The organism is Rhizobium sp. BK602, from assembly GCF_014195095.1.
Taxonomy (GTDB): domain Bacteria; phylum Pseudomonadota; class Alphaproteobacteria; order Rhizobiales; family Rhizobiaceae; genus Rhizobium.
Genome location: NZ_JACIBC010000005.1, coordinates 1 through 26985, shown reverse-complemented (window position 1 = coordinate 26985; position 26985 = coordinate 1). Strand labels below are relative to the sequence as shown.

At 60.8% G+C, this 26985-nt stretch carries 27 protein-coding genes; 16 read left to right on the top strand and 11 right to left on the bottom strand.

What is annotated here, in order from left to right; genetic code table 11:
- Nucleotides 1–5: 5 nt before the first annotated feature.
- From FHX11_RS16795 to FHX11_RS16760, 8 genes are all read right to left on the bottom strand, one after another.
- Entirely contained in the window at nt 6–803 is a 798-nt protein-coding gene (locus FHX11_RS16795) for an ATP-binding cassette domain-containing protein (protein WP_184359391.1), read from the bottom strand.
- Nucleotides 803–1735, bottom strand: coding sequence for an ABC transporter permease (locus tag FHX11_RS16790; protein ID WP_184358803.1), 933 nt, complete (start codon nt 1733–1735; stop codon nt 803–805). Before FHX11_RS16790 ends, FHX11_RS16795 begins: the two co-directional genes overlap by 1 nt.
- Nucleotides 1732–2706 carry an ABC transporter substrate-binding protein gene (locus tag FHX11_RS16785; protein WP_348649712.1) on the bottom strand — a complete coding sequence of 325 codons (975 nt, stop codon included), beginning with the start codon at nt 2704–2706 and terminating at the stop codon, nt 1732–1734. The genes FHX11_RS16790 and FHX11_RS16785 overlap by 4 nt, the downstream gene beginning before the upstream one ends.
- A gap of 36 nt (nt 2707–2742) precedes the next feature.
- Nucleotides 2743–3963: an alpha-hydroxy acid oxidase gene (locus FHX11_RS16780; RefSeq protein ID WP_184358802.1), complete on the bottom strand. Its 1221-nt coding sequence runs from the start codon at nt 3961–3963 to the stop codon at nt 2743–2745.
- A gap of 36 nt (nt 3964–3999) precedes the next feature.
- A complete protein-coding gene (locus FHX11_RS16775; RefSeq protein ID WP_246781047.1) occupies nt 4000–5364 on the bottom strand; it encodes an FAD-linked oxidase C-terminal domain-containing protein in 1365 nt (454 codons plus the stop codon).
- 59 nt (nt 5365–5423) lie between these two features.
- Complete coding sequence (locus tag FHX11_RS16770; protein ID WP_184358800.1) at nt 5424–6437, bottom strand: prephenate dehydratase domain-containing protein; 1014 nt, start codon at nt 6435–6437, stop codon at nt 5424–5426.
- 87 nt (nt 6438–6524) lie between these two features.
- The gene (locus FHX11_RS16765; protein ID WP_184358799.1) at nt 6525–7331 is read right to left on the bottom strand and encodes a class I SAM-dependent methyltransferase; all 807 of its coding nucleotides are present in this window, start codon (nt 7329–7331) and stop codon (nt 6525–6527) included.
- A 413-nt stretch (nt 7332–7744) separates the two neighbouring features.
- Nucleotides 7745–8614: a DMT family transporter gene (locus FHX11_RS16760; protein WP_184358798.1), complete on the bottom strand. Its 870-nt coding sequence runs from the start codon at nt 8612–8614 to the stop codon at nt 7745–7747.
- Between the two features lie 461 nt (nt 8615–9075).
- Between FHX11_RS16760 and FHX11_RS16755 the strand changes: the two genes are divergently transcribed.
- Nucleotides 9076–10143, top strand: coding sequence for a cupin domain-containing protein (locus FHX11_RS16755; RefSeq protein ID WP_348649720.1), 1068 nt, complete (start codon nt 9076–9078; stop codon nt 10141–10143).
- Between the two features lie 18 nt (nt 10144–10161).
- Nucleotides 10162–10962, top strand: coding sequence for a maleylpyruvate isomerase N-terminal domain-containing protein (locus tag FHX11_RS16750; RefSeq protein WP_210292492.1), 801 nt, complete (start codon nt 10162–10164; stop codon nt 10960–10962).
- A gap of 31 nt (nt 10963–10993) precedes the next feature.
- Here FHX11_RS16750 and FHX11_RS16745 read toward each other — a convergent pair whose 3' ends face one another.
- The gene (locus tag FHX11_RS16745; protein WP_184358796.1) at nt 10994–11824 is read right to left on the bottom strand and encodes an IclR family transcriptional regulator; all 831 of its coding nucleotides are present in this window, start codon (nt 11822–11824) and stop codon (nt 10994–10996) included.
- Nucleotides 11821–12222 carry a thioesterase family protein gene (locus tag FHX11_RS16740; RefSeq protein ID WP_184358795.1) on the bottom strand — a complete coding sequence of 134 codons (402 nt, stop codon included), beginning with the start codon at nt 12220–12222 and terminating at the stop codon, nt 11821–11823. Before FHX11_RS16740 ends, FHX11_RS16745 begins: the two co-directional genes overlap by 4 nt.
- 83 nt (nt 12223–12305) lie before the next feature.
- Between FHX11_RS16740 and FHX11_RS16735 the strand changes: the two genes are divergently transcribed.
- The 10 genes from FHX11_RS16735 to FHX11_RS16690 all read left to right on the top strand — a co-directional run bounded on the left by FHX11_RS16735 (nt 12306) and on the right by FHX11_RS16690 (nt 22006).
- Nucleotides 12306–13448 (top strand): FAD-dependent monooxygenase, encoded by a 1143-nt coding sequence (locus tag FHX11_RS16735; RefSeq protein WP_184358794.1) that lies wholly within the window; start codon nt 12306–12308, stop codon nt 13446–13448.
- Nucleotides 13449–13492: 44 nt separating this feature from the next.
- On the top strand, nt 13493–15127 hold the full coding sequence (locus FHX11_RS16730; RefSeq protein ID WP_184359385.1) for a benzoate-CoA ligase family protein: 1635 nt from the start codon (nt 13493–13495) through the stop codon (nt 15125–15127).
- A gap of 109 nt (nt 15128–15236) precedes the next feature.
- Nucleotides 15237–15965, top strand: coding sequence for a fumarylacetoacetate hydrolase family protein (locus FHX11_RS16725; protein ID WP_184358793.1), 729 nt, complete (start codon nt 15237–15239; stop codon nt 15963–15965).
- Nucleotides 15962–16612 carry a maleylacetoacetate isomerase gene (gene maiA / locus FHX11_RS16720; RefSeq protein ID WP_184358792.1) on the top strand — a complete coding sequence of 217 codons (651 nt, stop codon included), beginning with the start codon at nt 15962–15964 and terminating at the stop codon, nt 16610–16612. Before FHX11_RS16725 ends, maiA begins: the two co-directional genes overlap by 4 nt.
- 32 nt (nt 16613–16644) lie before the next feature.
- A complete protein-coding gene (locus FHX11_RS16715) occupies nt 16645–17829 on the top strand; it encodes an ABC transporter substrate-binding protein (protein WP_184358791.1) in 1185 nt (394 codons plus the stop codon).
- A 45-nt stretch (nt 17830–17874) separates the two neighbouring features.
- Nucleotides 17875–18789 carry a branched-chain amino acid ABC transporter permease gene (locus FHX11_RS16710; RefSeq protein WP_184359383.1) on the top strand — a complete coding sequence of 305 codons (915 nt, stop codon included), beginning with the start codon at nt 17875–17877 and terminating at the stop codon, nt 18787–18789.
- Between the two features lie 4 nt (nt 18790–18793).
- Nucleotides 18794–19804 (top strand): branched-chain amino acid ABC transporter permease, encoded by a 1011-nt coding sequence (locus FHX11_RS16705; protein WP_246781045.1) that lies wholly within the window; start codon nt 18794–18796, stop codon nt 19802–19804.
- A complete protein-coding gene (locus tag FHX11_RS16700; protein WP_184358790.1) occupies nt 19801–20550 on the top strand; it encodes an ABC transporter ATP-binding protein in 750 nt (249 codons plus the stop codon). The genes FHX11_RS16705 and FHX11_RS16700 overlap by 4 nt, the downstream gene beginning before the upstream one ends.
- Nucleotides 20550–21251 carry an ABC transporter ATP-binding protein gene (locus FHX11_RS16695; protein WP_184358789.1) on the top strand — a complete coding sequence of 234 codons (702 nt, stop codon included), beginning with the start codon at nt 20550–20552 and terminating at the stop codon, nt 21249–21251. Before FHX11_RS16700 ends, FHX11_RS16695 begins: the two co-directional genes overlap by 1 nt.
- Before the next feature lie 32 nt (nt 21252–21283).
- Nucleotides 21284–22006 carry an alpha/beta hydrolase gene (locus tag FHX11_RS16690; protein WP_184358788.1) on the top strand — a complete coding sequence of 241 codons (723 nt, stop codon included), beginning with the start codon at nt 21284–21286 and terminating at the stop codon, nt 22004–22006.
- A 37-nt stretch (nt 22007–22043) separates the two neighbouring features.
- On the opposite strand, the gene FHX11_RS16685 is transcribed toward FHX11_RS16690, so the two are convergent.
- A complete protein-coding gene (locus FHX11_RS16685) occupies nt 22044–22655 on the bottom strand; it encodes a TetR/AcrR family transcriptional regulator (RefSeq protein WP_184358787.1) in 612 nt (203 codons plus the stop codon).
- A 210-nt stretch (nt 22656–22865) separates the two neighbouring features.
- Here FHX11_RS16685 and FHX11_RS16680 point away from each other — a divergent pair, with 210 nt between their 5' ends.
- From FHX11_RS16680 to FHX11_RS16665, 4 genes are all read left to right on the top strand, one after another.
- Nucleotides 22866–24059, top strand: coding sequence for an ABC transporter substrate-binding protein (locus FHX11_RS16680; RefSeq protein WP_210292490.1), 1194 nt, complete (start codon nt 22866–22868; stop codon nt 24057–24059).
- 167 nt (nt 24060–24226) lie between these two features.
- Nucleotides 24227–25624, top strand: a complete 1398-nt coding sequence (locus FHX11_RS16675; protein WP_184358786.1) for an aminomethyl transferase family protein — start codon at nt 24227–24229, stop codon at nt 25622–25624.
- 198 nt (nt 25625–25822) lie between these two features.
- Nucleotides 25823–26743 carry a methylenetetrahydrofolate reductase gene (locus tag FHX11_RS16670; RefSeq protein ID WP_184358785.1) on the top strand — a complete coding sequence of 307 codons (921 nt, stop codon included), beginning with the start codon at nt 25823–25825 and terminating at the stop codon, nt 26741–26743.
- 69 nt (nt 26744–26812) lie between these two features.
- Nucleotides 26813–26985: ACT domain-containing protein (locus FHX11_RS16665; RefSeq protein WP_184358784.1), on the top strand; the 173-nt coding region annotated here is incomplete at its 3' end.

Genomic DNA, 26985 nt, shown 5'->3' with positions numbered 1-26985 from the left:
AGCAATCAAGCAAGCAGAAGCCGATCTTCGGAAACCTCGCCGCCACTTACCGCTCCGAAAAGGGCGATCAGGTCGGGCACATCGTAGCCGGCCCGCTCGTCGCCGGCGACGTCGAGCACGATCCGTCCGCCATTCATCATGATGGTGCGCTGGCCATAGTCGAGGGCATGGCGCATGCTGTGCGTGACCATCAGCGTGGTAAGCTGCTGACGTTCGCTGATGTCCGCCGAGAGGGCAAGAATGCGCGCCGCCGCCTTGGGATCCAATGCCGCCGTGTGCTCATCGAGAAGAAGTAGCTTCATTGGCAGCAATGTCGCCATCAACAGGCTCACCGCCTGTCGCTGACCGCCGGAAAGCGTGCCGATCCGCGCCCTGAGCTTCGTTTCAAGTCCGAGACCAAGGCCGGCGAGCTGTTCTTCGAACCGCGCGCGCCCGATCCGCCCGCCGAGCGCAAGCGACAGCCCGCGCCGCCCGGCGCGCGCGCAAGCGAGCGCAAGGTTCTCTTCGACGGTAAGCGCCTCGCAGGTGCCGATCCGTGGGTCCTGAAATACGCGGCCGATGAACCGCGCCCGCATCTGGGTCGGCAACCGCGTAACATCGACGCCATCGATGATGATCTGGCCGCGCTCTGGCGCAATTGCGCCGGCGATGGCCGAAAGGAGCGTCGACTTTCCGGCGCCATTGCTGCCGATGACGGTTACGAATTGACCCTTGGGGATGGCGAGCGATACGCCACGCAGCGCGGCTACTTCGAGAGCGGTCCCCGGATTGAACGTGACGGAGATCATGTCGAGGTTCAACATCATGACGTCGCTCCTTCTGCTTTCGATGGCTCAGGCAGGCGAGTGCGCTTGATGGAAGGCAGCTTCTTCAACCGTGCTTTCGAAATCATCACGGCGACGGCAACCACGACTGCGGTTACCAGATTGAGATCCTGTGCCTGGATGCCGATCACGCCGCCGTCGAGCGCCAGTGCGATGACGAGCCGATAGATCAATGCGCCGAGGATACAGCCGAGCGTGGCTCGCGCGACTGATCCCGCACCGACGATTGTCTCGCCGATGATGACGGCTGCAAGACCGGTCACGATCGTGCCGATACCCATCGAGACATCGGCAACGCCCTGACTTTCGGCGTAGAGTGCTCCGGCAAGACCGACGAGGCCATTGGCGAAGGCCATGCCCAGCATGACCATGCGGCCGTTGTCGACGGCCTGCGCCTCAGCCATCCTCGGATTAGCGCCGGTCGCGCGCAAGGCTAGCCCGATCTGAGTGGCAAGGAACCAATCGACGGAAACCTTTGCGGCCAATAGGATGCAGAGAAGCAATACCGTGTTGGCCCAGACCCCGAGCGCGGCGATCCCGTCAACCCAGGAGAATATGGTGTCTGTGCCATAGAGCGATATATTCGGTTTGCCCATGACGCGCAGGTTGATCGAAAACAGCGCGACCATGGTCAGGATTCCGGCCAGCAGGTTCATGATCTTCAACCGCACCGACAAGAACGCCGTCACAAAGCCCGCGAGGGCACCCGCGGCAAATCCGAGGAGCGTTGCGACGATGGGCGGCACGCCGGCCATAATCGCCGAAGCCGCGACCGACGCACCGAGCGGGAAGCTACCATCGACGGTCAGGTCCGGAAAATCGAGCACCCGGAACGAGAGATAGACGCCAAGGGCAACGAGGGCAAACAACAGGCCAGCTTCGCAGGCGCCGGAAAGGGCGATCAGGCTCATTGTGCGATCACCTTTGCTGCGCTCTGGGTCATCGCCTCGGACAGGGTTACGCCCATCTTCTTGGCGGCGCCGGCATTCAGGTAGAGGTCCTCGCTGTCCAGTATCCCAACGGGGATGTCACCCGGCTTTGCTCCGTTCAGTATTTTCGCTGCGATCTCGCCCGTCAGCCGTCCCAGCTTGTAGTAGTTGAACCCAAGGGCAGCCATCGCGCCGCGTTCGACCGAGTTGGTATCGCTGGCATAGACCGGGATCTTTGCGTCGACGCCGACTTTGACGACACTTTCGACGGCGGAAACCACCGTGCTGTCGGTCGGTAGAAGGATGACGTCGGCCTTGCCCACGAGACTGCGGGCCGCATCCGGCACCGCGGCTGATTGTGCAGCCGTCGCCTCGACGATACTCATGCCAAGCTTCGCCGCCTCGGCTTTCATATCCGCCACCTGCGCGACGGAGTTGGCCTCGCCGGCATTATAGAGGACCCCGACTTTCGTTGCCGTCGGTGTCAGCTTGCGGATCAACTCGAAAGTCAGGTTCAATGGCTGCTTGTCGCTCGTGCCAGTCAGCGTGCCGTCCGGCTGCGTGAAGCTTTTGACCAATTTGGCGGCAACGGGGTCCGTGACGGCGGAGAACACGATCGGAATTGTTCCCTTGGCCGCGGCCTGGCAGGCCTGGGCCGATGGCGTGGAGATGGCGACGATCAGGTCCGGCGATTTGCCCGCGAATGTCTTGGCAATCTGCGTCTGTGTCGGCATGCTGCCCTGTGCGCTCGCAACATCGAGCGTGATGGTCTTGCCATCGATGAAACCGGCATCGGCGAGTGCATCGACGATCCCCTTGCGGGCGGCGTCGATGGCCGGATGTTCGACGATATAGGTCAGCGCCACCGTCTTGCCGGCTGCTGTCGCGACAGTGGTGGAAAGAGACAGCAGTAAGGCCGACAGGGCCAGGGCTAAAGCGGTTCTGTGTTTCACCGGGCAATCTCCTCATAAGGGTCTTTGAGTGACAGGTCAGGCGGCAAATGGCGGCTGCGAGCGCGAAGACATGGGGTCGCGAACCGGAACTTGTTCAGCGTGCATCAGCCGCGGGGAAAGCCGAAGCCCAGACGGTCGGAGATCGGCAATGGCGGGCGCACCCATCATTGCCTGGGCGACGTCGAGTTCGGCGGCGATGATGGCGAGGGCCCGAAACACGGCATCCTCACCACCACTCGCGAGCGCATAAAGTGTCGCACGTCCGACCTGCACGGCCGTTGCCCCGAGCGCCAGCGCCTTGGCGATATCGGTGCCGCTGCGAAAGCCGCTGTCGACCAGGATTGCGAGCTTGCTTCCGACAGCACTGACGAATTCCGGCAGCATGTCGATACTCGCGACGGCTCCATCGAGTTGCCGGCCGCCGTGATTGCTGACGACGATACCGTCAAGCCCGAGTTCGGCTGCCCGGATACCCTGCTTCGGATCGAGCAATCCCTTGAGGATCAACGGTCCCTTCCAGCGATCGCGGATGAAGGCGATATCGTCCCAGGAGACGGTCGGGTCGAGCTGCTGTTCCATCACCTCGGCAATTGTGCGAGCGGATTTGAGGTCGAACTCGGCTGCCATGACTTCCAGACGTGGCGCGCCGGCGCGGGCCATTCGCAATGCCCATGCGGGGTGAGCGGCGAGGCTCAGGAGTTTTCTCGGTGTCCAGCGGAACGGCAGCGAAAAGCCATTGCGGGCATCGCGCAATCGTCTGCCGGGAACCGCATTGTCGACGGTGATCTCGATCGCTTCGAACCCCAGCGTCTCGGCGTGCTTGAGTAGTCTCAGGCTCACTTCACGGTCGCGGAACAGGTAGAGCTGAAACCACCTTCTGCCTTCGCCGGTGGCCGCCACGGCTTCCATGGTCGCGCTGGCTGCCGAGCTCATGACAAAGGGAATGCCCGTTCGCCCGGCAGCTCGAGCCAATGCCTGGTCGCCTGCAGGCCATGCCGCACCTGCAAGCCCGGTGGGTCCGATAATGACCGGCATTGTAAGTGGCTTGCCGAAGAGCGTGATAGCCGACGAGCGATGACCGACATCGACCGGCGCTGAGCCGACGAGACGGATTCGGTCGAGCGCCGCGCGGTTTTCGCGCAGCGTCAGCTCCGAACCGGCACCGCCGTCGAAGAAGTCGAAGACCATTTTCGGCAGGGCACGCCGCGCGGCGGTTCTGAAATCGGCAATCGAAGCCGGGTCAGGCTTGTTGGACATGAATATTGCAGTATCTCCCTGATCTCAGGATTTCTTTCAGTTGAAAGGCGGTGCCTCGGCGAGGTTGAAAATCTTGCCTGGATTCATGATGTTATGGGGGTCGATGGCGCGTTTGATCGCGGCCATCACCCGGATGGCCGGGCCATGCTCGGCGACAAGCGCCGCCATTTTGCCATGGCCTATCCCATGCTCGCCGGTTGACGTTCCTTGCAGGGCGATGGCCCGGGCCGCGAGGCGTTTGGTTAGCGCCTCGACGCGCTGCCGTTCATCGGAATCAGCAGGGTCGAAAAGCACGCAAAGATGGAAATTGCCATCACCGACATGACCGCATATCGGCGCAACCAGGCCAAGGTCTCGCACGTCGGCCTTGGCGGCAAGTATGGCCTCCACGAGCCGCGATACCGGCACGCAGCTATCGGTCGGAAGCGCGCTTGCACCTGGGCGCAGCGCAAGATTGGCCCACCAGATATCATGACGCGCCTGCCACAGTTTATTTCTTGCCTCTGCCGATACGGCCATGTCGAACCGATTGGCTCCGGCGGCATGTATCTCCTCTTCGATGAGAGGCAAGGCTGCCTCGACTGCGCCACGGCTGCCATGCAGCTCGATAAAAAGCGTCGGCTCGACCGGCAGTGCGAGTTTTGAATAGCGATTGACGGCCTCGACCTGCAGTTCGTCGAGAAGTTCGATGCGTGCCAGCGTATCGGTGAGCCTGGTCGCAACAAGCACGAAACCGACAGCATGTTCCAAGGTGGAGAAACTTGCCGAGATCGCAACGACATGGTCTGGAATCGGATGCAGTTTGACGGTTACGTCGGTCACGATGCCAAGCGTGCCTTCCGACCCCACCCAGAGACGGGTCAGATCGTATCCCGCGGCCGACTTGCGAGCGTGACTTGCCGTGCGGATTCGATCGCCATTGGGCAGAACGACACCGAGTGAAATGACGTTGTCTTTCATCGTGCCATAGCGCATGGCATTCGTGCCCGAAGCGCGCGTCGAGGCCATCCCGCCGAGCGAGGCGTCGGCGCCGGGATCAACGGGAAAGAAGAGGCCGGTATCGCGCAGTTCGGCATTGAGACGCTTGCGGGTCACGCCGGCTTCCACGGTCGCCGTCATGTCGTCCGGCTGAACGGTCAGAATTCGATCCAGGCGTGAGAGATCGATACATATTCCGCCCATGAGGGCGGCAACATGCCCCTCACAGGACGTGCCGGTTCCAAACGGGATCACCGGTACGTCAAAGGCGTGGCAGGTCGCGACGACACGCGATACCTCGTCGACCGTTTCAGGAAAAATGACCGCGTCCGGCGGATAGGAGGGATGCCAGCTCACGTCACGGCCATGCTGATCCCGTACGGCCGCAGCCGTTGTCAGTCGATCACCAAAATGCGGCTTCAATTTCGCGATTGCCGCCTCGGCAAGATCGCCATGGCGTTCGGAGCGGTTCACCGCGGTCGTCATCGCTCGACCTCCTGTTGGCCATCGGACCATCGAAAGGCGGCCGGAGGCTCGGTTCCCCAGGAGCGGAGATTTTCCTCACTGCGGTTGCGCAGATGGCGGCTGGCCATCGGAAAGGTACCGAGCACAACCAGCTCCCGAGCATGGCGGGCGAGAATATCGAGCGCATCGGCCACGTCCGGCATGGCTGGATCGCCCTCGAATTCGCAGAGGAAGCGGGACGGCACGAATTGCCCGCCGACGAGATAGCTTTCGATCTTGGTCATGTTGATGCCGTTTTCGGCAAATCCGGCGATGGCGTGGTAGAGGCAGCCCGGCCGGTTCTGGGTACGGAAGACGATTGTCGTCAGAAGCTGTGTTCTTTGCTCGATTGCCTGCGGCTCGGTTGAGAGTACATAGAACCGCGTCGTATTATGCGGATCGTCTTCGACATTGCGTTTGAGGACATGCAGGCCGTAGAGGTTTGCGGCGAGATCTGAAGCGATCGCAGCCTCGCTTGTATCCTCGCAGTGTGCCACCAGCTCGGCGGCGTGCGATGTCGTGGGAGCGGCAATGGCCTCGAGATCGAGTGCGGCGATAAGCCGGCTGACCTGACCAAGTGCCACGGGATGCGAACGGATCCGCCGGATACTCGCGAGCGTGGCGCCGGCTGGTGCCATCAGGCAATGCTCGACACGTTGAAAATGCTCGCCGACGATATGCAGGCCGCTGTCGGGGACGACGCGGTGCACGTCAGGCACTCGGCCCACCAGACTGTTCTCGCATGGCAGGAGAATCCGGTCGACGTCACCACGGACGGCGCTGGCGATCGTCGCCTCCAAGCTCGACATGGCGATACGATCGGCGGAAGGAAATGCCATCTTGCAGGCAACGTCGGCAAAGGCACCCGGTCTGCCGTTGTAGCCGACTTTATGGACAGCTCTGGCGGCCGAAGCCGATGCTTTCTTGTCTGGACCAACGGGAACCGCGGAGCGCGGCACCTTGGAATCGCTGTCGGCAACGGTCGATATCATGAGGCAATCTCCGGAAACTGACGCCCATCAGGCCACACCGCGGCCGGGTTTATCCCGTGCCGGCGCCCGTGCATCGGTCGTCTGTGTTTAATTGGCTGTTGGCAGCCGCGTTGTCTCCATGACTGTCATCGGCCAAAGCAGGGCGATACCATTGCCGTCGCCGACGACGTCAAGGTGGCGCTCTGCCGCCATGAGACAGTCATCGTCATTGAAGATCTCGGTTGCGGAAAACAACAGTCGCAGGAAATGTCCGAGATCGGCTTTGGTGTCGAAGCGCCAGCGGGTGGTGACATCGGTAAACTGAGGCTTGTCCCAACCTGTCATGGCACACAGACTTGTCGCAAATTCCCGCGAGAGAAACGAGACTTCGTGGCCGGTACAGCAGCTCAGCGCGATGAAATCATCGAAATAGGCGGCAAGCCGCGTTCCGGCGAAGATGTCGGCAACCACCAGCTTGCCGCCGGGCCGCATATGGGCTGCAATCGCCTTCCAGGCAGCGGTCTTGTCGGAAATATGGTGTACGGCGCCACGCGACCAGGCCATATCGAAATCGCGGATCGGCAGGTCGAGCATGTGTGCCGCCTGGCCGAAAACCTTGATCCGGCCACCACTTTCGACCTCGAGGTCTTCAAGCTGCTCGGTGGATGGGTCGGTCGCGACCAGCAAGCCGGCGGGGCCGACGTCCTCGGCAATCGCGCGGCTGAAATGACCATTGCCGGCGCCGATCTCCAGGACGCGTCGGCCGCCGATCGGTCGCAGGAAGCTGCGCATGGCGGCAATGTCGTCTAGCCAGGCATCGGGAAAGAGATGGAGTGCATCACGGTAGGTCGCCGAGCGGCGGCCGGAGAAGACGACCTCAGATTCGATCGGTGTCGAGGACATATACATGACCATATGCCTTCCAAAATTGTTGCGGTTCGGACATCTCCCTAGATTCTAGTTTTACGGGTAATCGTGATGTGAATTACCTCTTATGATTAAACTACAACATAGATTTGCTAGGAAATCAATTGCTATTTGCAAGTAATTTAGACATGAACAAATTTTATGCAGACGATCTTATTGGAGGCAATTTGCGGGGACTGGATATCCGGATTTGCGGGATATTCTTCGCTGAGCCAACGTTTTGCCGGACTGTCGGGTTGGGGGGCGTTGAAGGGTACTCAAGCCGTGATCGCAATCCGCAGCCCGTGCTGATCGATAGGCCGGCAAATGCGGGCTCAGATCATTGCTTCTTATTGAAGCCCCTCAGACCGGCGAGCACCGATAGGGGGCTCGTCGCGGGACGCATGCTTGACTGCTCAGCGTCAGGCATTGAGCACAAGGATATTGCCAAGAAGGATTGTCGCGCCGCCGAAGGCGAGACGCGTATCGACGTGCAGGCCCTCGAATATAACGGAGATGGTTATGGCAACGATCGGAACAACGGTTAGCGCGTAGGCTGCTCGCGCAGGACCGACCTTCTCAATGAGCGTGAAATACATGAGAAACGTAACACAAGAAGCGACGATTGCCAGGTAGGCCAGCTGCGCCAGATAGCCCGCCGATATCGGTATTGTAAGAGACGTGCCGACAGTCACGGCCCAAGCGAAGCCGAAGCCGCATCCACACAGCGCACCCCAGCCCATGAGTACCGGGATTGGGACGCCGCGCCGCTGGTTACGCGCAGCAATCGCCGTCCCCGCGCCCGTTGCCACCGCCGCGATGCCTGCCCAGACGAACCCTGCCAGAGTTTGCGGGTTGAGATGCAGTGCGAAGATCTGAGGGGCAGCCACGATGCCAAGACCCAGAAGACCACAGACTATGCCGATCGTCGCACGGCGGCTTATGCGCAGATTCAACAGCAAACGACTGGCAATGGCCGCAAACAGCGAAGAACTCGACAGCACCAACGCTGCAATCCCGCTCGGGATACCCTTCGTCGCCTTATAGAAGGCGATGAAGGCAAGCCCGAAAAACAATATGCCTTGCATCATCACCCAAGGACGGTCGCCCCGGGCAACCGTGATCGGTTTGCCGGTGGCGATCGAAAACCCGAGCATGCCTAAGCCAACAAGAAGCATGCGGATCGCCACCGACAACTCGGGAGCCGACGCGCTTGCCTGGAGGGATGTCACAATGGCGCCCGAACCCCAGAAAAGCACGGTCGCGAGAAAGAGGGCTACAGTTGCAGTCATCTCACATCCTTCGCTGCCAGTTGAGCACTGACCATATCGTTGGCATTGCGGTATGCGGATCGGCTTCTTAAAATTCATCATTTAATTGCAAAATGCAAGTATTTGCTCGAGGCAACGCAAATGCGTCATGCCGATTTTATGCGTTCATGCTGAGTCGCGATTTGCGGGGCTGCCTATGTGAGCTTGTCGATCGTTTCGTGGTTTGCCGGGATCGGGCGCCGTTCCAGGCGCATGCGCGTGCGTCGAGACGAATTCGCGGTCGCGCTTCAAAATAGAATGCAGTGCCCTCATAAATTTATTGCATAAGATAAAATTGATTCCATAATACGTAATATGTTGGCTGGAAGTCCGTCATGTCACCGTGGATGTTCCTGGTGCGCGGTTGACGTGCGGAGCATCCAGCCGTGAAGGCGAGTTGGAAGGTTGAGGAGCAAATGCAGAGCGACAAGAAAAGCAACATGATGGTACCGGAGGACACAGAGGAGTTGCGGCAGCTCTATTCGGATTTCGAGGCCGAGCATCTCAAGCCGCTTTGGACGCAGATAGACGATTTGATGCCGGTGGTGCCCAATCCCAAAGCGGTGCCGCATGTGTGGAAATGGTCCAGGCTGTATCCTCTGGCGAAACGCTCGGGCGATCTGGTTCCCGTCGGGCGTGGCGGAGAGCGCCGGGCGATTGGCCTGGCCAATCCCGGCCTTGGCGGGCGGGCCTATATCAGCCCGACGCTTTGGGCCGCAATCCAATATCTCGGGCCGCGAGAAACGGCTCCGGAACACCGTCACGCGCAGAACGCTTTCCGCTTCGTGGTCGAGGGCGAGGGCGTATGGACCGTGGTGAACGGTGATCCCGTGCGCATGAGCCGGGGCGATTTCCTCCTGACGCCGGGCTGGCATTTCCATGGCCATCACAATGATACGGATCACCCCATGGCCTGGATCGACGGCCTGGACATACCGTTTTCCTATCAGAACGATGTCGGCTTCTTCGAATTTGGTTCTGATCGCGTCACCGACTATGCGACGCCAAGATTTTCAAGGGGCGAACGGCTCTGGTGCCATCCGGGTCTGCGACCGCTCTCGGGGCTCGGGGCGACCGTTTCCTCTCCGATCGGCGCCTATCGCTGGGAACATACCGATCGGGCGCTGACCGAACAGCTTCTGCTGGAGGAGGAAGGGCAGCCCGCGACCGTGGAACAGGGGCACGCGGCGGTGCGATACGTCAACCCGACGACCGGCGGCGATGTCATGCCGACGATCAGGGCGGAATTCCACCGCCTGCGTGGCGGAACCGTCACCCCGGGGCGACGCGAAGTGGGGTCGTCCGTGTTCCAGGTGTTCGATGGCAGGGGGGCCGTCGTGCTCAACGGAACAGAACACCGTCTGGACAAGGGCGACATGTTCGTGGTGCCGTCCTGGGTGCAATGGTCCCTCCAGGCGGAGAGCCAGTTCGATCTTTTCCGCTTTTCGGATGCCCCCATCATCGAACGGCTTCACTTCGCGCGAACCCATGTGGAGGAGCGGGACCGCTGAGGCGGTTGGAGGGATAGAATGATGTCTTCTGGCGAGATCGATGCCCGGGAGGCGCTGCGCGAACGGCTGGGGAAGGGCGCCCGGTATGATTCGCTTTCGGCGCCGGCGTCCGAGCTGCAGTGGGCGCGATTGGGCACGGCCTATTTCGCGCGACAGCTGAACGAGCTGTCGGACGAAGCGCTCGATCGTCCGTCACTCGTACCCGGCTGGACCAGAAGGCATGTCATCGCATCTGTCGGTTTCCAGGCGCGCGCGCTCGCGCGGCTGGTCGAGGCCGCCCGCCTGGGAAAGCATGAAGAGACGCTGGAGGAGCCGGAAGCACAGAACGAAGACGTCATCTTCGGCGCGACCTTGCCGGACCACGCCTTGCGATATCTTTTCAAACATTCGGAAGTGCATCTTAATGTGGAATGGCGGGATCTTGATGAGCGGGGATGGCGGTCGCGGGTGAAATCCCTTGCCGGCGACGTCGTCGATATCGGCGATACGCCCTGGTTGCGGGCGCGCGCGATATGGCTGTGCGCCGTGGATCTCGACAACGGCGCCTCGTTCCTCGATTTTCCGCCGGAGATCGCGGATCGGCTTCTTCGAGATGTCGCGGAGGAGCTTGCGGCGCATGGCGGCCAGTTTTCGTGCACGCTGAAGCCGACGGATCGGTCCGGTTTCATCAGGGTCGGCTCAGGCGGACAGGTGATCTCGGGGCGTATTGCCGACTTGCTCCGATGGCTGACGGGACGCGGTGCGCGCCGTCTTGTCTTTGACGGCAAAACCGAAGATCCGTCGTTCTGGTCTGGACGCACCACCGGATTTTCGCCTTGAAACGGTCGTCGCGATATTATTGCTGGGACCTCTACGCCTTCGCTGAGGTCCATTGTCGGCGACTGGATATCGCCGCGGTAAAATCCAGAAGCTGGCGGACTGCGGGATTGTCTGCCGACAGGATCTGGTCGGAGGTGCTGATCAGGGTGACGGCAGCCTCAGCCTCGCCCTGCCAGTTGGTAATCGGTGCTGCCACCGCCCTGAGGCCGGGGACGTAGCGTCCGTCTATGGCCGCAAAGCCGTCTGCGCGAATGGTGTCCACCAATCGATCGATACTTGCGCCGCTCAGGTCGAGATCGGGCCAGGACAGGCCGACCTCCATCGCCCGTTCGACTTCGAGATAGAGGCGGGCGGCAGTAACGTGCCGTGGCAGATAGGCAAGAAAAACCCTTCCGCTCGACGAGGTCAGAAGCGGCAGACTGCTGCCGAGGCCGAACGATGTGACCATCGGGCTCGGTGCCCGGCACCATCTTATAACGGTTGCTCCCTGGCTGCCCCATACGGTCAGCAATACGGTGAGGCCCGTCTGGTCGACCAGATCCGGCAGCGCGTCTGCGGCCTGATTGACGAAATCGCTTCGGCCGAGAGCTGCGATGCCGAGGGAGGCCGCAAACGGTCCCAGTTCATAGCGTCCCGACCGTGCGGCCTGCCTGACAAATCCGGCATGGATAAAGCTTGCGAGATAGCGATGAACCTTGCTCGAAGGCATGGATACCGCCCGCGCAATGTCAATCAGTGCGGCCGGTCCGTCGAAATCCGCAAGTGCGCGCAGGACGACCAGGGCCGCGTCGAGCGCCTGTATGCCGCCGCGGGCATTGCCGTTTCCCGTAAGCTCGCTTTCGGCATCCTCGTGGTCGCTCATCGCATCCGTCCCCTGAATTCATCCGGTATGGCCGCTCCCTTCAGGCCTTCAGCCGTAATGGTTGCCCATGCACGAAGCTCATAGCCCTCCGCGACGATCTTTTCACCGGAAAAAATTCGATAGGTGATACGGAACCTGCGCTCCTGCCATTCGGTGATCTCGGCTTCTATGCGGATCGTCTCGTCGTAGCGAACCGGTGCCCGAAACTGCAGGCCCACATCGATGAGCGGCGTCACGGCCCCGAATTCGGTTTGATTCTGCCGTTGGCCCAGTCCTCGCGAGCGAAGGAGCCGCTGAAACGTGCAGTCCAGCCAGTAGAAATAATTTGGATAGAACACGATGCCTGCCTCGTCGCAGTCGCCCCATTCTACCGTGAATTCCGTTGCAAATGCTTTCATATCGTTGCGCCTTGTAAAATGTATTGCACTATGCGTAATATGCGCTAGATTGATGAAAAGCAATTGCGTGAGGGAGGATGCGCATGAAACGCGTCGCGATCATTGGCGGAGGGCCGGGAGGGCTCTATTTCGCTTATCTCTGGAAAACCCGGCATCCGGCCGACACCGTCAGGGTGTTCGAACAGAACCCGGAAGGCGCTACCTTCGGGTTCGGCGTCGTCTTTTCCGCGAGGGCGATGGACTTCCTGCGTGCCGACGACCCGCAGACCGCGGACCTCATCGCAGCACGCATGGAAACATGGTCGGACATCACGCTCGTCCACCAGGGCGAAAGTATCGCGCTTGATGGCGTAGGGTTTTCGGCCATCAGCCGCCTCGATCTCATCATTCTGCTGACGGAGAGGGCGCGTGCCGCAGGCGTCGAACTTTCGTTCGGCGCCGCACTGCATTCCGTCGCCGAGCTTGGGGAGTACGATCTCATCGTTGCCGCCGACGGCGTCAATTCGCTGGTTCGCCGTTCCTTCGAGGGAGATTTCCAGACGTCGCTTTCCTACCTCGATGAGAAGTTCGCCTGGTTCGGCACCACCAAGCGCTTCGAGACGCTCACGCAGACCTTCGTCGAAACGGAATTCGGCACGTTTAATGCCCATCACTACCGCTATTCGCCGACGATGAGCACGTTCATCGTCGAGTGCGATCGTGCAAGTTGGCAAAAGGCGGGTTTCGATCACCTTGGCCCAGACGAAATGAAGGCGCGGTGCGAACGGATCTTTGCCGAGACCCTGGATGGTCACCCGCTTGTCGCCAACAAGTCAAGCTGGCGGAATTTCCCCTGGATCTGGAACGGGCGCTGGTCGTATCGCAACATGGTGCTGATCGGCGATGCGTTGCACACCGCCCACTATTCCATTGGGTCCGGCACACGGCTCGCCCTGGAGGACGTTCTGGCGCTGGTGAAAGCGCTCGAAGCACATCCGGACGATCTGCGCGATGCGTTCCAGCGCTATCAGGCCGAGCGGCAGCCGGTCGTGGAGAAGCTGGTGCGGGCGGCACGCGAAAGTGCCGCATGGTATGCCGATTTCCCGAAGCACATGCGCCTGTCGCCGATCGATTTCGCCTACAGTTACATCACCCGTGCGGGCCGCATTGACGATGAGCGGCTGCGTTCGATGTCTCCACGTTTCATGCAGCGCTATGACGCCCAGCGTCCGCGTCCGGCCGCATGATGAAGGAGGATGCAATGACTATTCAGGCCAAGCTGCAGGAAACAATGACCGATCCGCTTGAGGATTGCGTGCCGCGTGACGCGGCTGGCAGCCTTGAGATCGGCTTCTCGCTGCCGGACGTTTACAATGCCAGCGCCATTCTGTTCGATAACCTCCAGCGCGGGCGCGGGGACCATCCCGCCGTGATCGGCCCCGCCGGCACGCGGACATATGCCGAACTCTGCGCCGACGCCTCCCGGTTCGGCAATGCACTGACCGGTGCCGGCCTGGGAATCGGCGAAAGAGTGCTGCTCTTTCTCGACGATACGCCCGCCTATCCGGCGGCGCTATTCGGCGCGCTCCGGGCGGGCCTCGTCCCGTTGCTCATCAACACGCTGACGCCGCCGGATCTTTTGAATTTCTACCTCCAGGATTCCTCGGCGCGCGTGGCGATCGTGGATGCGGGCTTTGCATCTCGTTTCGACGAGGTTGCCTGTGCGGACACGCGACTGGAAACGGTCGTCGTAGTCAACGGTCCCGCCCCGGCAGGTTGTCCTATGCATGCGGTCGAGGCGGAAACATTTCTGCGGGGGGCAGCAACGACTTTGGAAGCGGCGCCGACCCGGCGCAACGACATGGCTTTCTGGCAATATTCGTCCGGCTCCACCGGTCGGCCGAAAGGCATCGTTCACCTTCAGCACGACATGGCCTACACGGCACAGTCCTTTGGACGCCATGTTCTCGACATTTCGCCCGATGACGTCTGTTTTTCCGTTCCGAAGATTTTCTTCGCCTATGGCTTAGGGAACTCGCTCACCTTTCCGTTCTCGGTGGGTGCGACCAGCGTCCTGGTTCCGGGCCAACCGAAGCCCGGCGTGGTTTTCGATGCGATCCGGCGCTATAGGCCCACCCATTTCTTCGGGCTTCCGACGCTCTACACTGCGCTCATCAATGCCCCCGAGGCGGCAGAAGCCGATCTTTCGAGCCTGAAGCTCTGCCTGTCGGCCGCGGAGGTGCTCGCGAGCGAGGTTGCCGAGGCGTGGCGTGCGATGTCCGGTCACGACATCGTCGAAGGTCTCGGCTCCACCGAGGTCTTGCACATCTATCTCTCGAACACGGAGAAGGCGCGGCGTCCGGGTGCTGCCGGCCTGCGCGTGCCGGGCTACGAAATTTCCTTGCGAGATCCCGATGGCAACGAAGTGCCGGACGGTGAGAGCGGTATTCTCTGGGTGCGCGGCGATTCCAACGCGCCGTTCTATTGGAACCGTTCCGACAAGACGGCTGAAACCATGCGCGCCGACGGCTGGATCTATACATCCGACCGCATGACGCGCGACTCCGACGGCTTCTATTACTTCCTCGGCCGGGCTGACGAGTTCGTGAAGGTGTCTGGCCAGTGGGTTTACCCGCTGGAAGTGGAACTCTGCCTTGCCGATCATCCGCTGGTGCGCGAATGCGCCGTGCTTGCGGTCGAAATGGCCGACAGGCGCATGACGCTTCAAGCCTTCGTTGTTCTCGAGGAGGCGCATGCCGAGGAGGCCGCCGCCGAAGCACTCAAACAGCACGTCAAGAAGACGCTGCTTCCCTACAAGTATCCCCGAAGCGTCATCTTCTTCGAGGAACTGCCGAAGACCGGAACCGGCAAGATCGATCGACAGACCCTGAGGAAGATCGATCTGAGTAAACGCCGGGTTCACTAGAAACCGAGAGCTGGTGCCGTCCCTCGATGACCGGCACATGATCGCGAGATGGTCCGGCGGCATAGGCATCGCCGCCCGACCCGGGCAAAAATGACAGATTGGAAAACCCATGAGTGATTTCGAATTCGCACCGCCGTCACCGGCATCGATTGCCATCCACGACAGCCAGAGCCGTTTTCCGGTGCGACGGATCTTCTGCGTCGGCCGCAATTATGCGGCGCACGCCCGCGAGATGGGCAAGGATCCCGACCGGGAACCGCCTTTCTTCTTTACCAAACCGGCGGACGCCGTGGTGGATAGCGGAAGCGCGATCCCCTATCCGCCGGAAACGAAGGATTTTCACTACGAGATCGAACTTGTCGTGGCGATTGGTCAGGATTGCGCCGATGTTCCCCAGGAAGCGGCCCTCGACATGGTGTGGGGTTATGGTGTCGGCATCGATCTCACCCGCCGCGACCTGCAACTGGCGGCGCGCGACAAGGGACGGCCATGGGATTGGGGCAAGGCTTTCGACCTTTCCGCCCCTTGCGCACCGCTGCACCGCGTTTCGCAGGTGGGGCATCCGTCCCAGGGACGGATCTGGCTTGCGGTCAACGGTTCCATTCGCCAGGAAGCCGACATTGCCGAGCTGATCTGGGATGTGCCTGAGATCGTCTCCATTCTGTCGCGCTCGATGTCGCTCAAGCGGGGTGACGTGATCATGACGGGAACCCCGGCCGGCGTCGGTGCGATCGTGCCGGGCGACAAGGTGACCGGCGGCATCGACGGGTTGGGAGAGATCGCCATCGATATCGTGGATCGCGCCTCGGCCACGCGCCGCGCGGGGAAAGCCGCATGAGCCGGCCAGTCCTGCATAATTATTTCAGGAGTTCGACCTCCTACCGCGTCAGGATCGCCCTGGCGCTCAAGGGCATCGATTATGATTACGAGGCTTTCCACCTGCGCAAGGGCGAGCAGCGCTCCGACCGTTTTCTAGGGCTCAATCCGCAAGGTCTGGTGCCCGCCCTTACATGGACCGATGGCAAGACCTACACACAGTCGCTCGCGATCATCGAGTTTCTGGATGAGGTCGTGCCCGAGCCGCCGCTGCTTCCGAAAGATGCCGGAGGGCGCCAGCGCGTACGCAGCCTCGCGCAGATGATCGCGCTCGACATCCATCCGATCAACAATCTCCGGGTGCTGGCCTATCTCAAGGAGCATTTCGGCGCCGACGAGACTGCACAGGCTGCCTGGTTCCGGCATTGGGTGGAGGCCGCCTTCGCGCCGCTGGAGCACCGGCTTGCGACGGAGCCGGAAACCGGCCGGTTCTGTCACGGCGACAGCGTGACGCTGGCGGATATCTGCCTTGCGGCGCAACTGGTCAACAACAAGCGCTTCAATGTGGACATGGAAGCCTATCCGCACATCGGCAGGATCGGGCAGGCGCTGGCGGAACTGGAGGCGTTCCGCAAGGCCGCCCCCGGCAATCAGCCGGACAACGAATGACGCAATAGACGTTTTCAGGGAGGGAGAACAGAATGAAACGTATCGCAGCAGCGGCGGTGGCCGCCTTGCTCATGAGTGCTACGGCGCGCGCCGAAGAGCCGATCAAGATCGGTTTCATCACCACGCTGACCACGCCCGCCGCTTCGATTGGCAACGACATGGTCGATGCGGTCAAGCTTGCGGTCGAGCATTCGGGCGGCAAGATCGCTGGCCACCCGATCGAGGTCGTTTTCGAAGACGATGGGCTGAAGCCGGAACTCGGCCGCCAGAAGGCGGAGAAGCTCATTCGCCAGGACAATGTCGATGTCGTCGCGGGCTTCATCTGGTCCAACGTGCTGATGGCGGCGCGCAAATCGGTTCTCGATTCCGGCAAGTTCCTGATCAGCACCAATGCCGGCCCATCCGAGCTTGCGGGCAAGCTTTGCAGCCCCAACTTTTTCTCGTTGCGCGGCCAGAACGACATGGTGCCGATCGCGCTCGGCAAGGTCATGAACCAGCGCGGCGTGAAGAAGCTCTATGTCATGGCCCCGAACTATACCGCCGGCAAGGATATGGCCGCCGGTGTGGAAGGCAGCTTCGGCGGAGAGGTGGTCGGCCGCGACTTCACCAAATGGGGCGATGACCCGCAGCTCGATTTCTCGGCGGAATTCGCCAAGGTCGCGGCTTCCGGCGCGGACGCGCTTTTTGCCTTCTATCCCGGACGTGCCGCGATCTTCGCGCGGCAGTTCGAACAGGCCGGCCTGAGCAAGAAAGTCAAGCTCTACAGCGCCTATACCGTCGACCAGATCGCGCTGCCGAAGCTGCAGGAGGCGAAAGTCGACGTAGTCCTGGGGACGAATTCGGCGGATTACTGGTCGCCGGACATAGATACCCCCACCAACAAGCGGTTTGTTACAGACTTCAAGACCAAATATGGCCGCGTGCCGTCCAACTATGCGGCGGCGGCCTATGATCTGATCCCCTACATCAAGGCCGCGGTGGAGCAGGCGGGCGGCGACATCTCAGCCACGGATGCCGTCCGCGCGGCTTTGGCCAAGGCCGACTACGAGTCCGTGCGCGGCCATTACACGTTGGCTCGCAATCATTTCCCGATTGACCGCTACCTCAGTCTGGAGGTCGCTCCGGATGCAAATGGCGTCTGGAGCCTGCGGTCGGACGGTCTCCAAATGGATGGTCTGGTCGATCCCTATGTGGACGCCTGTCGCAACGAAAAGTGACGGCATGTCATTCGGAAGGCATCGTCTCGGGAGGAGAAGATGGATATCATCCTTTTTGCCAATCAATTCCTGAACGGGGTCCAGCTTGGGCTGATCCTGTTCCTCTTGGCCGCCGGCCTTTCGCTGGTCTTCGGCATCATGGACTTCATCAATCTGGCGCATGGCGTGTTCTACATGGTCGGGGCCTACGTCTGCGCCACGGTTGCCATCGCCTTTGATTCCTTTCTCCTCGGCATGCTCATCGCCATACCGGTGACGCTGGTCGCGGGCTTTGTGTTGGAATGGCTGATTGCGCGGCATTTCTACAAGCGCGATCATCTCGACCAGGTCCTGGCCACGTTCGGTCTTGTCCTCTGTGCGGATGCGGCGGTGAAATATGTCTGGGGACCGGAGGGCCTGTCCGTTCCGCTGCCGGCATGGCTGAGCGGCCAGGTATCGTTTGGCGCGATAATGCTTCCATCCTACAGGCTCTTCATCGTCGCCGTCGCTGCCCTGGTGGCGATTGCGCTCTGGCAGGTCATCGCGCGGACGCGCGTCGGCATGATGGTGCGGGCATCCGCCTCCAATGAAGAGATGGCCCGCGCGCTCGGTATCGAGACACGCATGGTCTTCGCGCTGGTCTTCGCCATCGGCGCGGTCCTGGCCGCCATCGGCGGCATCATGGCGGCACCCATCACGGGCGCCTCGATCGGCATGGGCAACCAGATCGTCATTCTGGCGCTCGTGGTGATCATCATCGGCGGCATCGGCTCGATCATCGGTGCCTTCATCGCCGCCATCGGTGTCGGGCTCATCGATACGCTCGGCCGGGCCTATCTGCCGTCGCTGTTGAACGCGATATTCCCGCCCGAAGTCGCCTCTTCGGCTGGGCCGTCGCTTGCCTCCATCCTGATTTATCTCACCATGACCATGGTGCTGATCTTCCGGCCCTCGGGACTTTTCCCGCCGGCGAACAGGTGACGTGATGACAGAGACCACTTCGGTAATTTCTCCATCGGCGCAAGTGTCTTCCGCGCAAGAGGTCGCGGCGGCCAGGAGCATGGATCGCGACCTTGTCGCTGCGATCATCATCCTTCTGTTGCTGGCGGCGGCGCCTTTGCTGCTCAATGCGTCGGGCCACGACTTCTGGGTTGAAGTCCTGCTGCGGGCGATGATCCTCGGCATTGCGGCCGTCAGCCTCAACTTCATCATCGGGCTTGGTGGCCTGGTGAGCCTTGGGCATGCGGCCTTTCTGGGGATCGGTGCCTATTCCGTCGGCATCCTAGTCGATTTCGGCATAGACAACGGCTCCCTTCAGTTGCTTGTCGCGCTCGGTGTCAGTGGCCTCTTCGCCTGTCTGACCGGGCTGGTCGCTCTGAGAACCCGCGGCGTCCACTTCATCATGATCACGCTCGCCTTCGCGCAGATGGTTTATTTCACGATGATCGGCCTGCGCCAGTTCGGTGGCGACGACGGACTGACGATCAATTCGTCGAGCACATTCGGCGAGGTCGTCGACCTCGGCGTCAAATCGACGCTTTACTATGTGGTCCTGGCCATGCTGGCGATTGTGATGCTGGGCTTCGCCCGGGTCATGAAATCCGATTTCGGGCTGCTTCTAAAGGCGGCAAAAGGCAATGAACGGCGGGTAAGGGCGGTTGGACTAGACCCATATCGTTATCGCCTGGCAGCCTACATCGCCGCCGGCATGATATGCGGACTGGCCGGTTTTCTCGATGCGAACTTCACCAGTTTCGTCACGCCGGAATCGATGAGCTGGACGAATTCGGCCGAACTCATCTTCATGGTCATCGTCGGCGGCGTGTCGACGATAGCAGGTCCGGTCGTCGGCGCGCTGGTCTTTCTGCTGATCGAGGAGTTTCTCGGTGGTCTCACGGTCTACTGGCACTTCTGGTTTGGGCTTTTCCTGATTGCCATCGTGCTTTTCGCCAAGGGCGGCCTGATCGGCCTCATCAACTCGGGGAAACGCACATGAACGCCGTGCTCGAGGTTCGCAATCTGCAGAAATATTTTGGCGGTCTGCACGCCACGCGGAATCTTTCCATGTCCCTGCCGCAAGGCGAGCTTCACGCCGTGATCGGTCCCAACGGCGCGGGAAAGACGACGTTGATCACCCAGCTGTTCGGCGAAATTCGACCGACCTCCGGCACCGTGCTCGTCAACGGGCGCGACGTCACCAGTCGTCCGCCGCATGAGCGGGTCAGGCTCGGAATGGCGCGGTCGTTTCAGATCACCACGCTCGTCCGCGACTTGAGCGTGGGTGAGAATGTGATCCTGGCGCTTCTGGCACGCGAGGGTCATGCGTTCCGGTTCTGGCGACGGATCGACAGGAACATGGATCTGCGGACACGCGCTGCTCAGGCGCTTGCGCGCATCGGTTTAGACGGCATGGACATGTCGCGACGGGTGGCCGATCTCAGCCATGGCGAGCAGCGCATGCTGGAGCTTGCCATCGCACTGGTCGGTGATCCCGCTCTTGCTCTGCTCGACGAGCCAATGGCCGGGCTGGGATCGGAGGAGAGCCGTGCGATGACGCGGTTCCTCTCCGGATTGAAAGGGCGCATCACCATACTTCTGGTCGAACATGACATGGAAGCCGTGTTCGCACTGGCCGACCGAGTGACCGTTCTGGTTAGTGGCGAGATCATTGCTGTCGGAACGCCGGACGAAATCCGCAACGATTCCAGGGTGCGGGACGCCTATCTCGGGGAGGATGCGTGATGCTGAAGGTCCGAAACCTCACCAGCGGCTATGACCGCAGCCAGATCCTGTTCGACATGTCTTTCGAGGTCGATGCCGGCGAAGCGATCTGCCTCATGGGCCGCAACGGCATGGGCAAGACCACAACCGTGCGCGCCCTGATGGGGCTGTTGCCGACATGGGACGGGACGATCGAGTTCGAGGGGAGCAGGCTTGACGGCCTATCGGCTGCCAGGGTCGCCCGTCAGGGACTTGGTCTCGTGCCCGAGGGACGACAGGTTTTTCCCAACCTTACCGTCCATGAAAATCTGAAGGTTGCCGCGGCCAACCGCCGGGGCGATCCGAAGCCCTGGACCGAGGATCGGGTCTACGAGCTTTTCCCCGGGCTTCTGGAGCGGACCGACTCGTATGCCAATCTTCTGTCCGGCGGAGAGCAGCAGATGCTGGCGATCGGCCGCGCCTTGATGACCAATCCCCGCCTTCTGATTCTCGATGAGGCGACGGAGGGCCTTGCGCCCGTCATTCGCGACCAGATCTGGGATTGTATCGCCCGCCTGCGCGGGCTGGGGCAGTCGATCGTCGTCATCGACAAACACATCAAGCGGCTGCTCGGCGTCGTCGACCGCTTCTATGTGGTGGAGAAGGGGCGTACCGTTTGGTCAGGCACGGCCGAGCGGGTGCGGGCCGAGGAAAATACGGTCAAACAATACCTGAGCGTCTGAAGACGCTGGACAAGAGCGCAAGGGAGAGATCGATGAAGATCGTGCTGGTTCACGGAGCATGTCACAACGGAGCCCATTTCGAGCGCGTCGCCGCGCTCCTGCGCGCGGGCGGCCACGAGGTCTGGTGCCCGACGCTCCGCGGCAATCGACCGGAAGACGATCCTCGCCAGATCAGCCTCGATGACGCTATCGCTTCCCTGATCCGCTATTTCGACGACGAAGCTATCGATGATGCCGTGCTTCTGGGTCACAGCTGGGGCGGGATGGCGATAACGGGCGCGGCTGACCGTCTTGCCCCGGGCCGGGTCCGGCGACTGATCTATTACAGTGCCTTCGTGCCGAACCCCGGCGAGAGCCTGATCGACATGTGCCCGCCGCACTACCAGGCTCTGTTTCGCCAGATGGGTGCCGAGACAGGAACCGTCAGTTTTCCCTGGCCAATCTTCCGCGAGGCTTTCGTCAATGACGGGACGCTGGAGCAGGCCAAGACCCTGTTCGACAGCCTGGTAGCCCAGCCTTTCCGCACCATGGCAGACCCGATCAGCCTGAGCCTGTCACCCGCCGAAATGACCTTGGGCAAGAGCGTGCTCTATTGCACGGAGGATATCGGGTTGCCGCATTCCATGCCGTTTCATCCTCGCCTCTCCGAGAAGCTCGGGCTCTACCGGCTTGTCACCATGCCCGGCAGCCATTCGACCTTCCTCACCAATCCGGATCTGCTCGCCGAAAAAATCGTGCAGGCGGGTCGGGACTGACATTGTGAGATTGCAGAAGGCAAGCCCGCAAAACCAGTCACTGGCGCACGGATTTTCGCCGGGCCGCGCGATCGGTACACCAGGCGTCGAGCAGGGCGTCATAGGCAGCGCTGCCGCTCTTCCATAGCCTGTTGACGGCCATTCCGCGAATGAGATTGAGCGTCAGGGCCAGCTCCTCCTCGGCTTCGGATGGGCTGTAGCCCGTCGCGACGAACGTCTCTATCCAGGTCGTTCTCATGGTGTCGTGGAAATGCTCCAGAACGGGGCGCAGACGTTCCATCAGATCTTCGTCCGTGCGCGCGGTGATAACCACTTCGAGCGCGGCGATAAAGGGCCAGTCGAAATAGATCGAAAGGCAATCCTTCACATATTCCCGCAAGGGTTCTGGCGAGCTGCGGGCGGACAAGGCCCGCTGGCGGCCGAGTTGAGCGGCCAGCTCATAGGTGTGGCGCGTTGCCGCCACGACCAGATCGATCTTGGCGGGATAGTGATGCACCCGCGCTCCACTGGAAACGCCGGCGCGTTCATCGACCAGCGCCGTCGTCAGTCGCGCATTGCCCTGTTCGAAAAGCAGGTCGACCGTTGCCTGGAGGATCTTCTCTTTCGTTTCAGCGCTTCTTTCAGCCTGTGTGCGTCGCTTCTTCTGCATTTCCTGACTGTCACGATCCTGTTTGCGGCACTCTTTGGCTGCGCATGTTACCGGCCAATGCACGGGCTATAGCATCTTCGCCGCGCCTTGTGCGGTCCAGCCACCATAAAATCGACGCTCTACTCCTTATCAGGGAATCTTTTTGTTGAAAACATACCGATTAAGCGGTATGTAAATTGAGCCGGAGAGGAGCCGGCTCGGAGGAAAATCATGACAATGAAATATGTCGCGGCGACTGCCGCCCTATTCAGTCTGGCGAGTACGGTATCGGCCCAGGAGCCGATCAAGATCGGCCTGGTCACAACGCTGACGACGCCCGCCGCCGTTATCGGACGTGACGTGGAAGACGCGGTCCGGTTGTCCGTCGATCATGCGGAAGGCAGTATCGCGGGCAGGCCCATCGATCTTGTGGTCGAAGACGATGCTTTGAAGCCGGATGTCGGGCGCCAGAAGACGGAAAAGCTCGTTCGCCAGGACAAGGTGGATTTCATAACCGGCTACATCTGGTCCAACGTCCTGCTGGCCTCGCGCAAAAGCGCACTCGATTCCGGCACGATCGTCATCAGCACGAATGCGGCCCCTTCCGATATGGCCGGAAAGCTCTGCAATCCGAACTTCTACAGCATGCGCGGGCAGGGTGACGTGATGTCGATGGCGCTCGGCCAAGAACTCAACAAGCGTGGCGTCAAGGCGATCTATACGATGGCGCCGAACTATGCCGCCGGGCAGGATGTCGTCAAAGGGCTGCTGAGCACGTTCAAGGGTCAGGTCGCGGGCCAGGATTTCACGAAATGGGGTGACGATCCACAGCTCGACTTTTCGGCCGAGTTCAGCAAGGTGGCGGCGAGCGGGGCCGAAGCCCTCTTCGCCTTCTATCCGGGCCGCGCCGCTGCTTTCATGACGCAGTTCGAGCAGTCCGGCCTGAAGGGTAAGGTCAAGCTCTACACGGTCTATACGCTCGATCAGATCGCGCTGCCGGCGCTCCAGAAAGGCAATGTCGCGGGAGCGCTGGGCTCCGTGCTGACGGACTATTGGTATCCCGATCTCGACACGCCGGAAAACAAGCGTTTCGTGTCGGCCTTCCGGCAAAAATACGGCCGCGATCCGTCGAACTATGCGGCTGCCGCCTATGATGCGATCCAATTGATCAAAGCCGCCGTCGAATCCGTGAAGGGCGATCTGGACGACAAGGCTGCCTTGCGCGCGGCGCTGGAGGCGGCAAACTTCAAATCCGTCCGCGGCAAGCTGGCCTTCGGCAAGAACCATATGCCGCTCGACAATTATTACGCTCTCGATGTGGAGGCCGGCCCGGACGGCAAGTGGCGCATGGGTTCGCCCAAGCTTGCGTTGGAGCATGGCGAGGACCCCTATGTTTCAGCCTGCGACATGGCTGCGGCCAAATGATTGGCGCCTCCCGAGCGTGACCGAAGCCGCCCCGGCCCAGTGATGGCCGGGGCGAGCCAGACACCGCATCCGAAACTTTTCCCGGTCGGCGTAGATGCGCCGGCGCGGCCGCTGCCCTGCGCGGCAATGGCACCTTTGAAGCATTACCAACAGGAAGGCCTGACAAGATGAAAAACCTGCAAGAGTTGATCGACTCGAAGAGCAATCTGGTCGACTATTTCTACAACGATACGATTTCCCAGTATCACAAGTCGCGTACCAGCCTGTTCGCGACGTTGATCGCGCCGGAATACACGAACTGGCGCGAGGAGCAGAAGGCCTGGCGCGAAAGCGCCGTGCTCTTCAACCAGTCGCATCACATGCCGGTTCTCTATGTGAAAGGTCCCGATGCGAAGAAGCTGCTGAGCTATCTGTCGCCCTGCAGCTTCGCCAATCTCGCCACCGATCGCGCCAAGCAATATATCGCCTGCACGCCGCGTGGCCATCACGTCGGCGATTGCATCCTAAATTACTATGGCGAAGACGAAGGTTTCGAGCTGATCAGCGGCATGCCGGTTCTGAATTGGGTCCGCTACCACGGCGAGACGGGCGGCTACAATGTCGAGTTCAGGTTCGATCCGACGACGCCCTACAGCCCGGACGGCCGGCGCACGAAATATCGTTTCCAGCTCGAAGGGCCGAATGCCCGCAAGATTCTCGACGAGATCTGCGAGGGCGGGTGGCCCGAAATCAAGTTCTTCCATACGGCTTACGTCAGCATTGCCGGCTGCAAGGTGCATGTATTGCGCCATGGCATGGCCGGCCATGCCGGTGCCGAAATTTCCGGGCCGTTCGACGATATGGACAGGGTCCGCAATGCCATTCTCAAGGCAGGAGAGGCATATGGCCTGCTCCAGGCTGGCACACGCACCTATTACAGCACGCCTCTTGAAGATGGCTGGATTCCCTATCCGCTGCCGGGCATCTACACGGGCGAGGAACTGCGCTCGTATCGCGAATGGCTTTCCGCAGATAGCTGGGAAGCGAACATGCAGCTCGGTGGTAGCCTCTATACTGGAAATATCGAGGATTATTACTGGACGCCCTGGGCTCTCGGCTACGAACGCCTCGTCAAGTTCGATCACGATTTCATTGGCCGCGAAGCTCTGGAAGCGCAGCTCAAGGCGCCAAAACGGGTCAAGCGCTCGCTGAAATGGAATGAAGAGGATGTGATGAAGGTGTTCGCATCTCAGTTCGGGGACGGTCCCATGTACAAGGCAATCGAGATGCCGACCGCTTATTTTGGTTGGCCCCAGGCCGACGAGGTTCGCTCAACCGACGGACGGCTGGTCGGAATGTCTCAATATTGCGGCTACAACATCAATGAACGCGACATGATCTCCTTGTGCGGCATCGACGAGGACTATGCCGCCATCGGGACCGAAGTCGTCTTGACCTGGGGCGAGGTTAACGGGGGATCGCGCAAACCTCATGTCGAACGTCACCAGCAAACCACGATCAGGGCAACGGTCTCATCCATTCCCTATTCCAAGGCGGCGCAGGCGAAACTTCGTGCGGTGATTTAAGCCGCAGCGGTTCCGGCCCGTTCCGATGGGCGATGAATTCTATCGATCTCATCCGCGTATGAACGGCGTTCCAGGCGGATGAGATCGAAACGCCCAGCCAACGTCTCACAAGAGCAAGAGCTTCATCATGATGAGTGGACCCGCCCCGGTTCCTCGCAGGCACACTGTATTCTTCAGCCCAGGCAAGGAGGACGCGCATTGGCACTATTAGGCCTTTTGAAAGATAAGCAGGATGAGGAGCTGGTCGAGCCGGTGGCCGGCTTGAGCGACTTGACAAGCGGCTATTCCATTGAGGTCACGCCGCGTACGGCGGCGAAGATCAGCGACTTCAAGACGCTGCTGCCGAGAGGGACTCGAGTCTATATTGCCCATGTCGAAGGAACGTCGATCACGGAAATGGCCGAGACCGCGAAGCGCCTGTCGACTGATGGTTTTCCCGTCATGCCGCATTTTCCCGCGAGGATGATCCCGAATGTCGCGACACTGGAGGATTGGATCAAGCGCTATCGCGGCGAGGCGGGTGTCGACCAGGCCCTGCTGCTCGGTGGCGGCCTTCGCAAGCCGGTCGGCAATCTGGAGAGTTCGATGCAGTTCATCGAATCCGGCCTGTTCGACCGCCATGGCTTCAAGCGGCTGCATGTCGCGGGCCATCCGGAAGGCAACAGGGATATAGATTCGGATGGCGGATACCGCATCGTCGATGAGGCGCTGAAGTTTAAGCAGGCCTATTGCGAACGATCCGATGCCGAGATGGCGATCGTCACGCAGTTTGCCTTTGACGCCCGGCCGATCATCGCTTGGGCAGAGAGGATCGCGGCGTTCGGCGTCAAGCTGCCGATCCATCTCGGCGTTGCCGGCCCCACCAAATTGCAGACGCTGATCAAGTTCGCGATCGCCTGCGGTGTCGGCCCGTCGCTTTCGGTGCTGCAGAAGCGTGCACGCGATTTCTCGAAGCTTCTCGTACCCTACGAGCCGGTGGAAATTCTAAGGGATATCGCTGTCTATAAGGCAGCCCATCCGGAGAGCCTTATCCAGCAGATACATCTCTTCCCGCTTGGTGGAATCGGTGCCAGCGCCGCATGGATGAGCGAGCAACAGAGATCAGTGAGCGTCGCATAAGCATTGGGCCTTGCCGAATTTCTGCAACCCGTCTTAATCCCGACCAGACATCAGATAAATGGAAGAGACATGAAGAGCTATGTTTTGAGGGTATCGTGCCAATCGACGCGTGGGATTGTGGCTGCGATCGCCAATTATCTGGCCGATCAGGGCTGCAACATCGTCGATTCCAGCCAGTTCGACGATCTCGACACCGGCAAGTTCTTCATGCGCGTCTCCTTCATCTCCGAACAGGGCGTCGG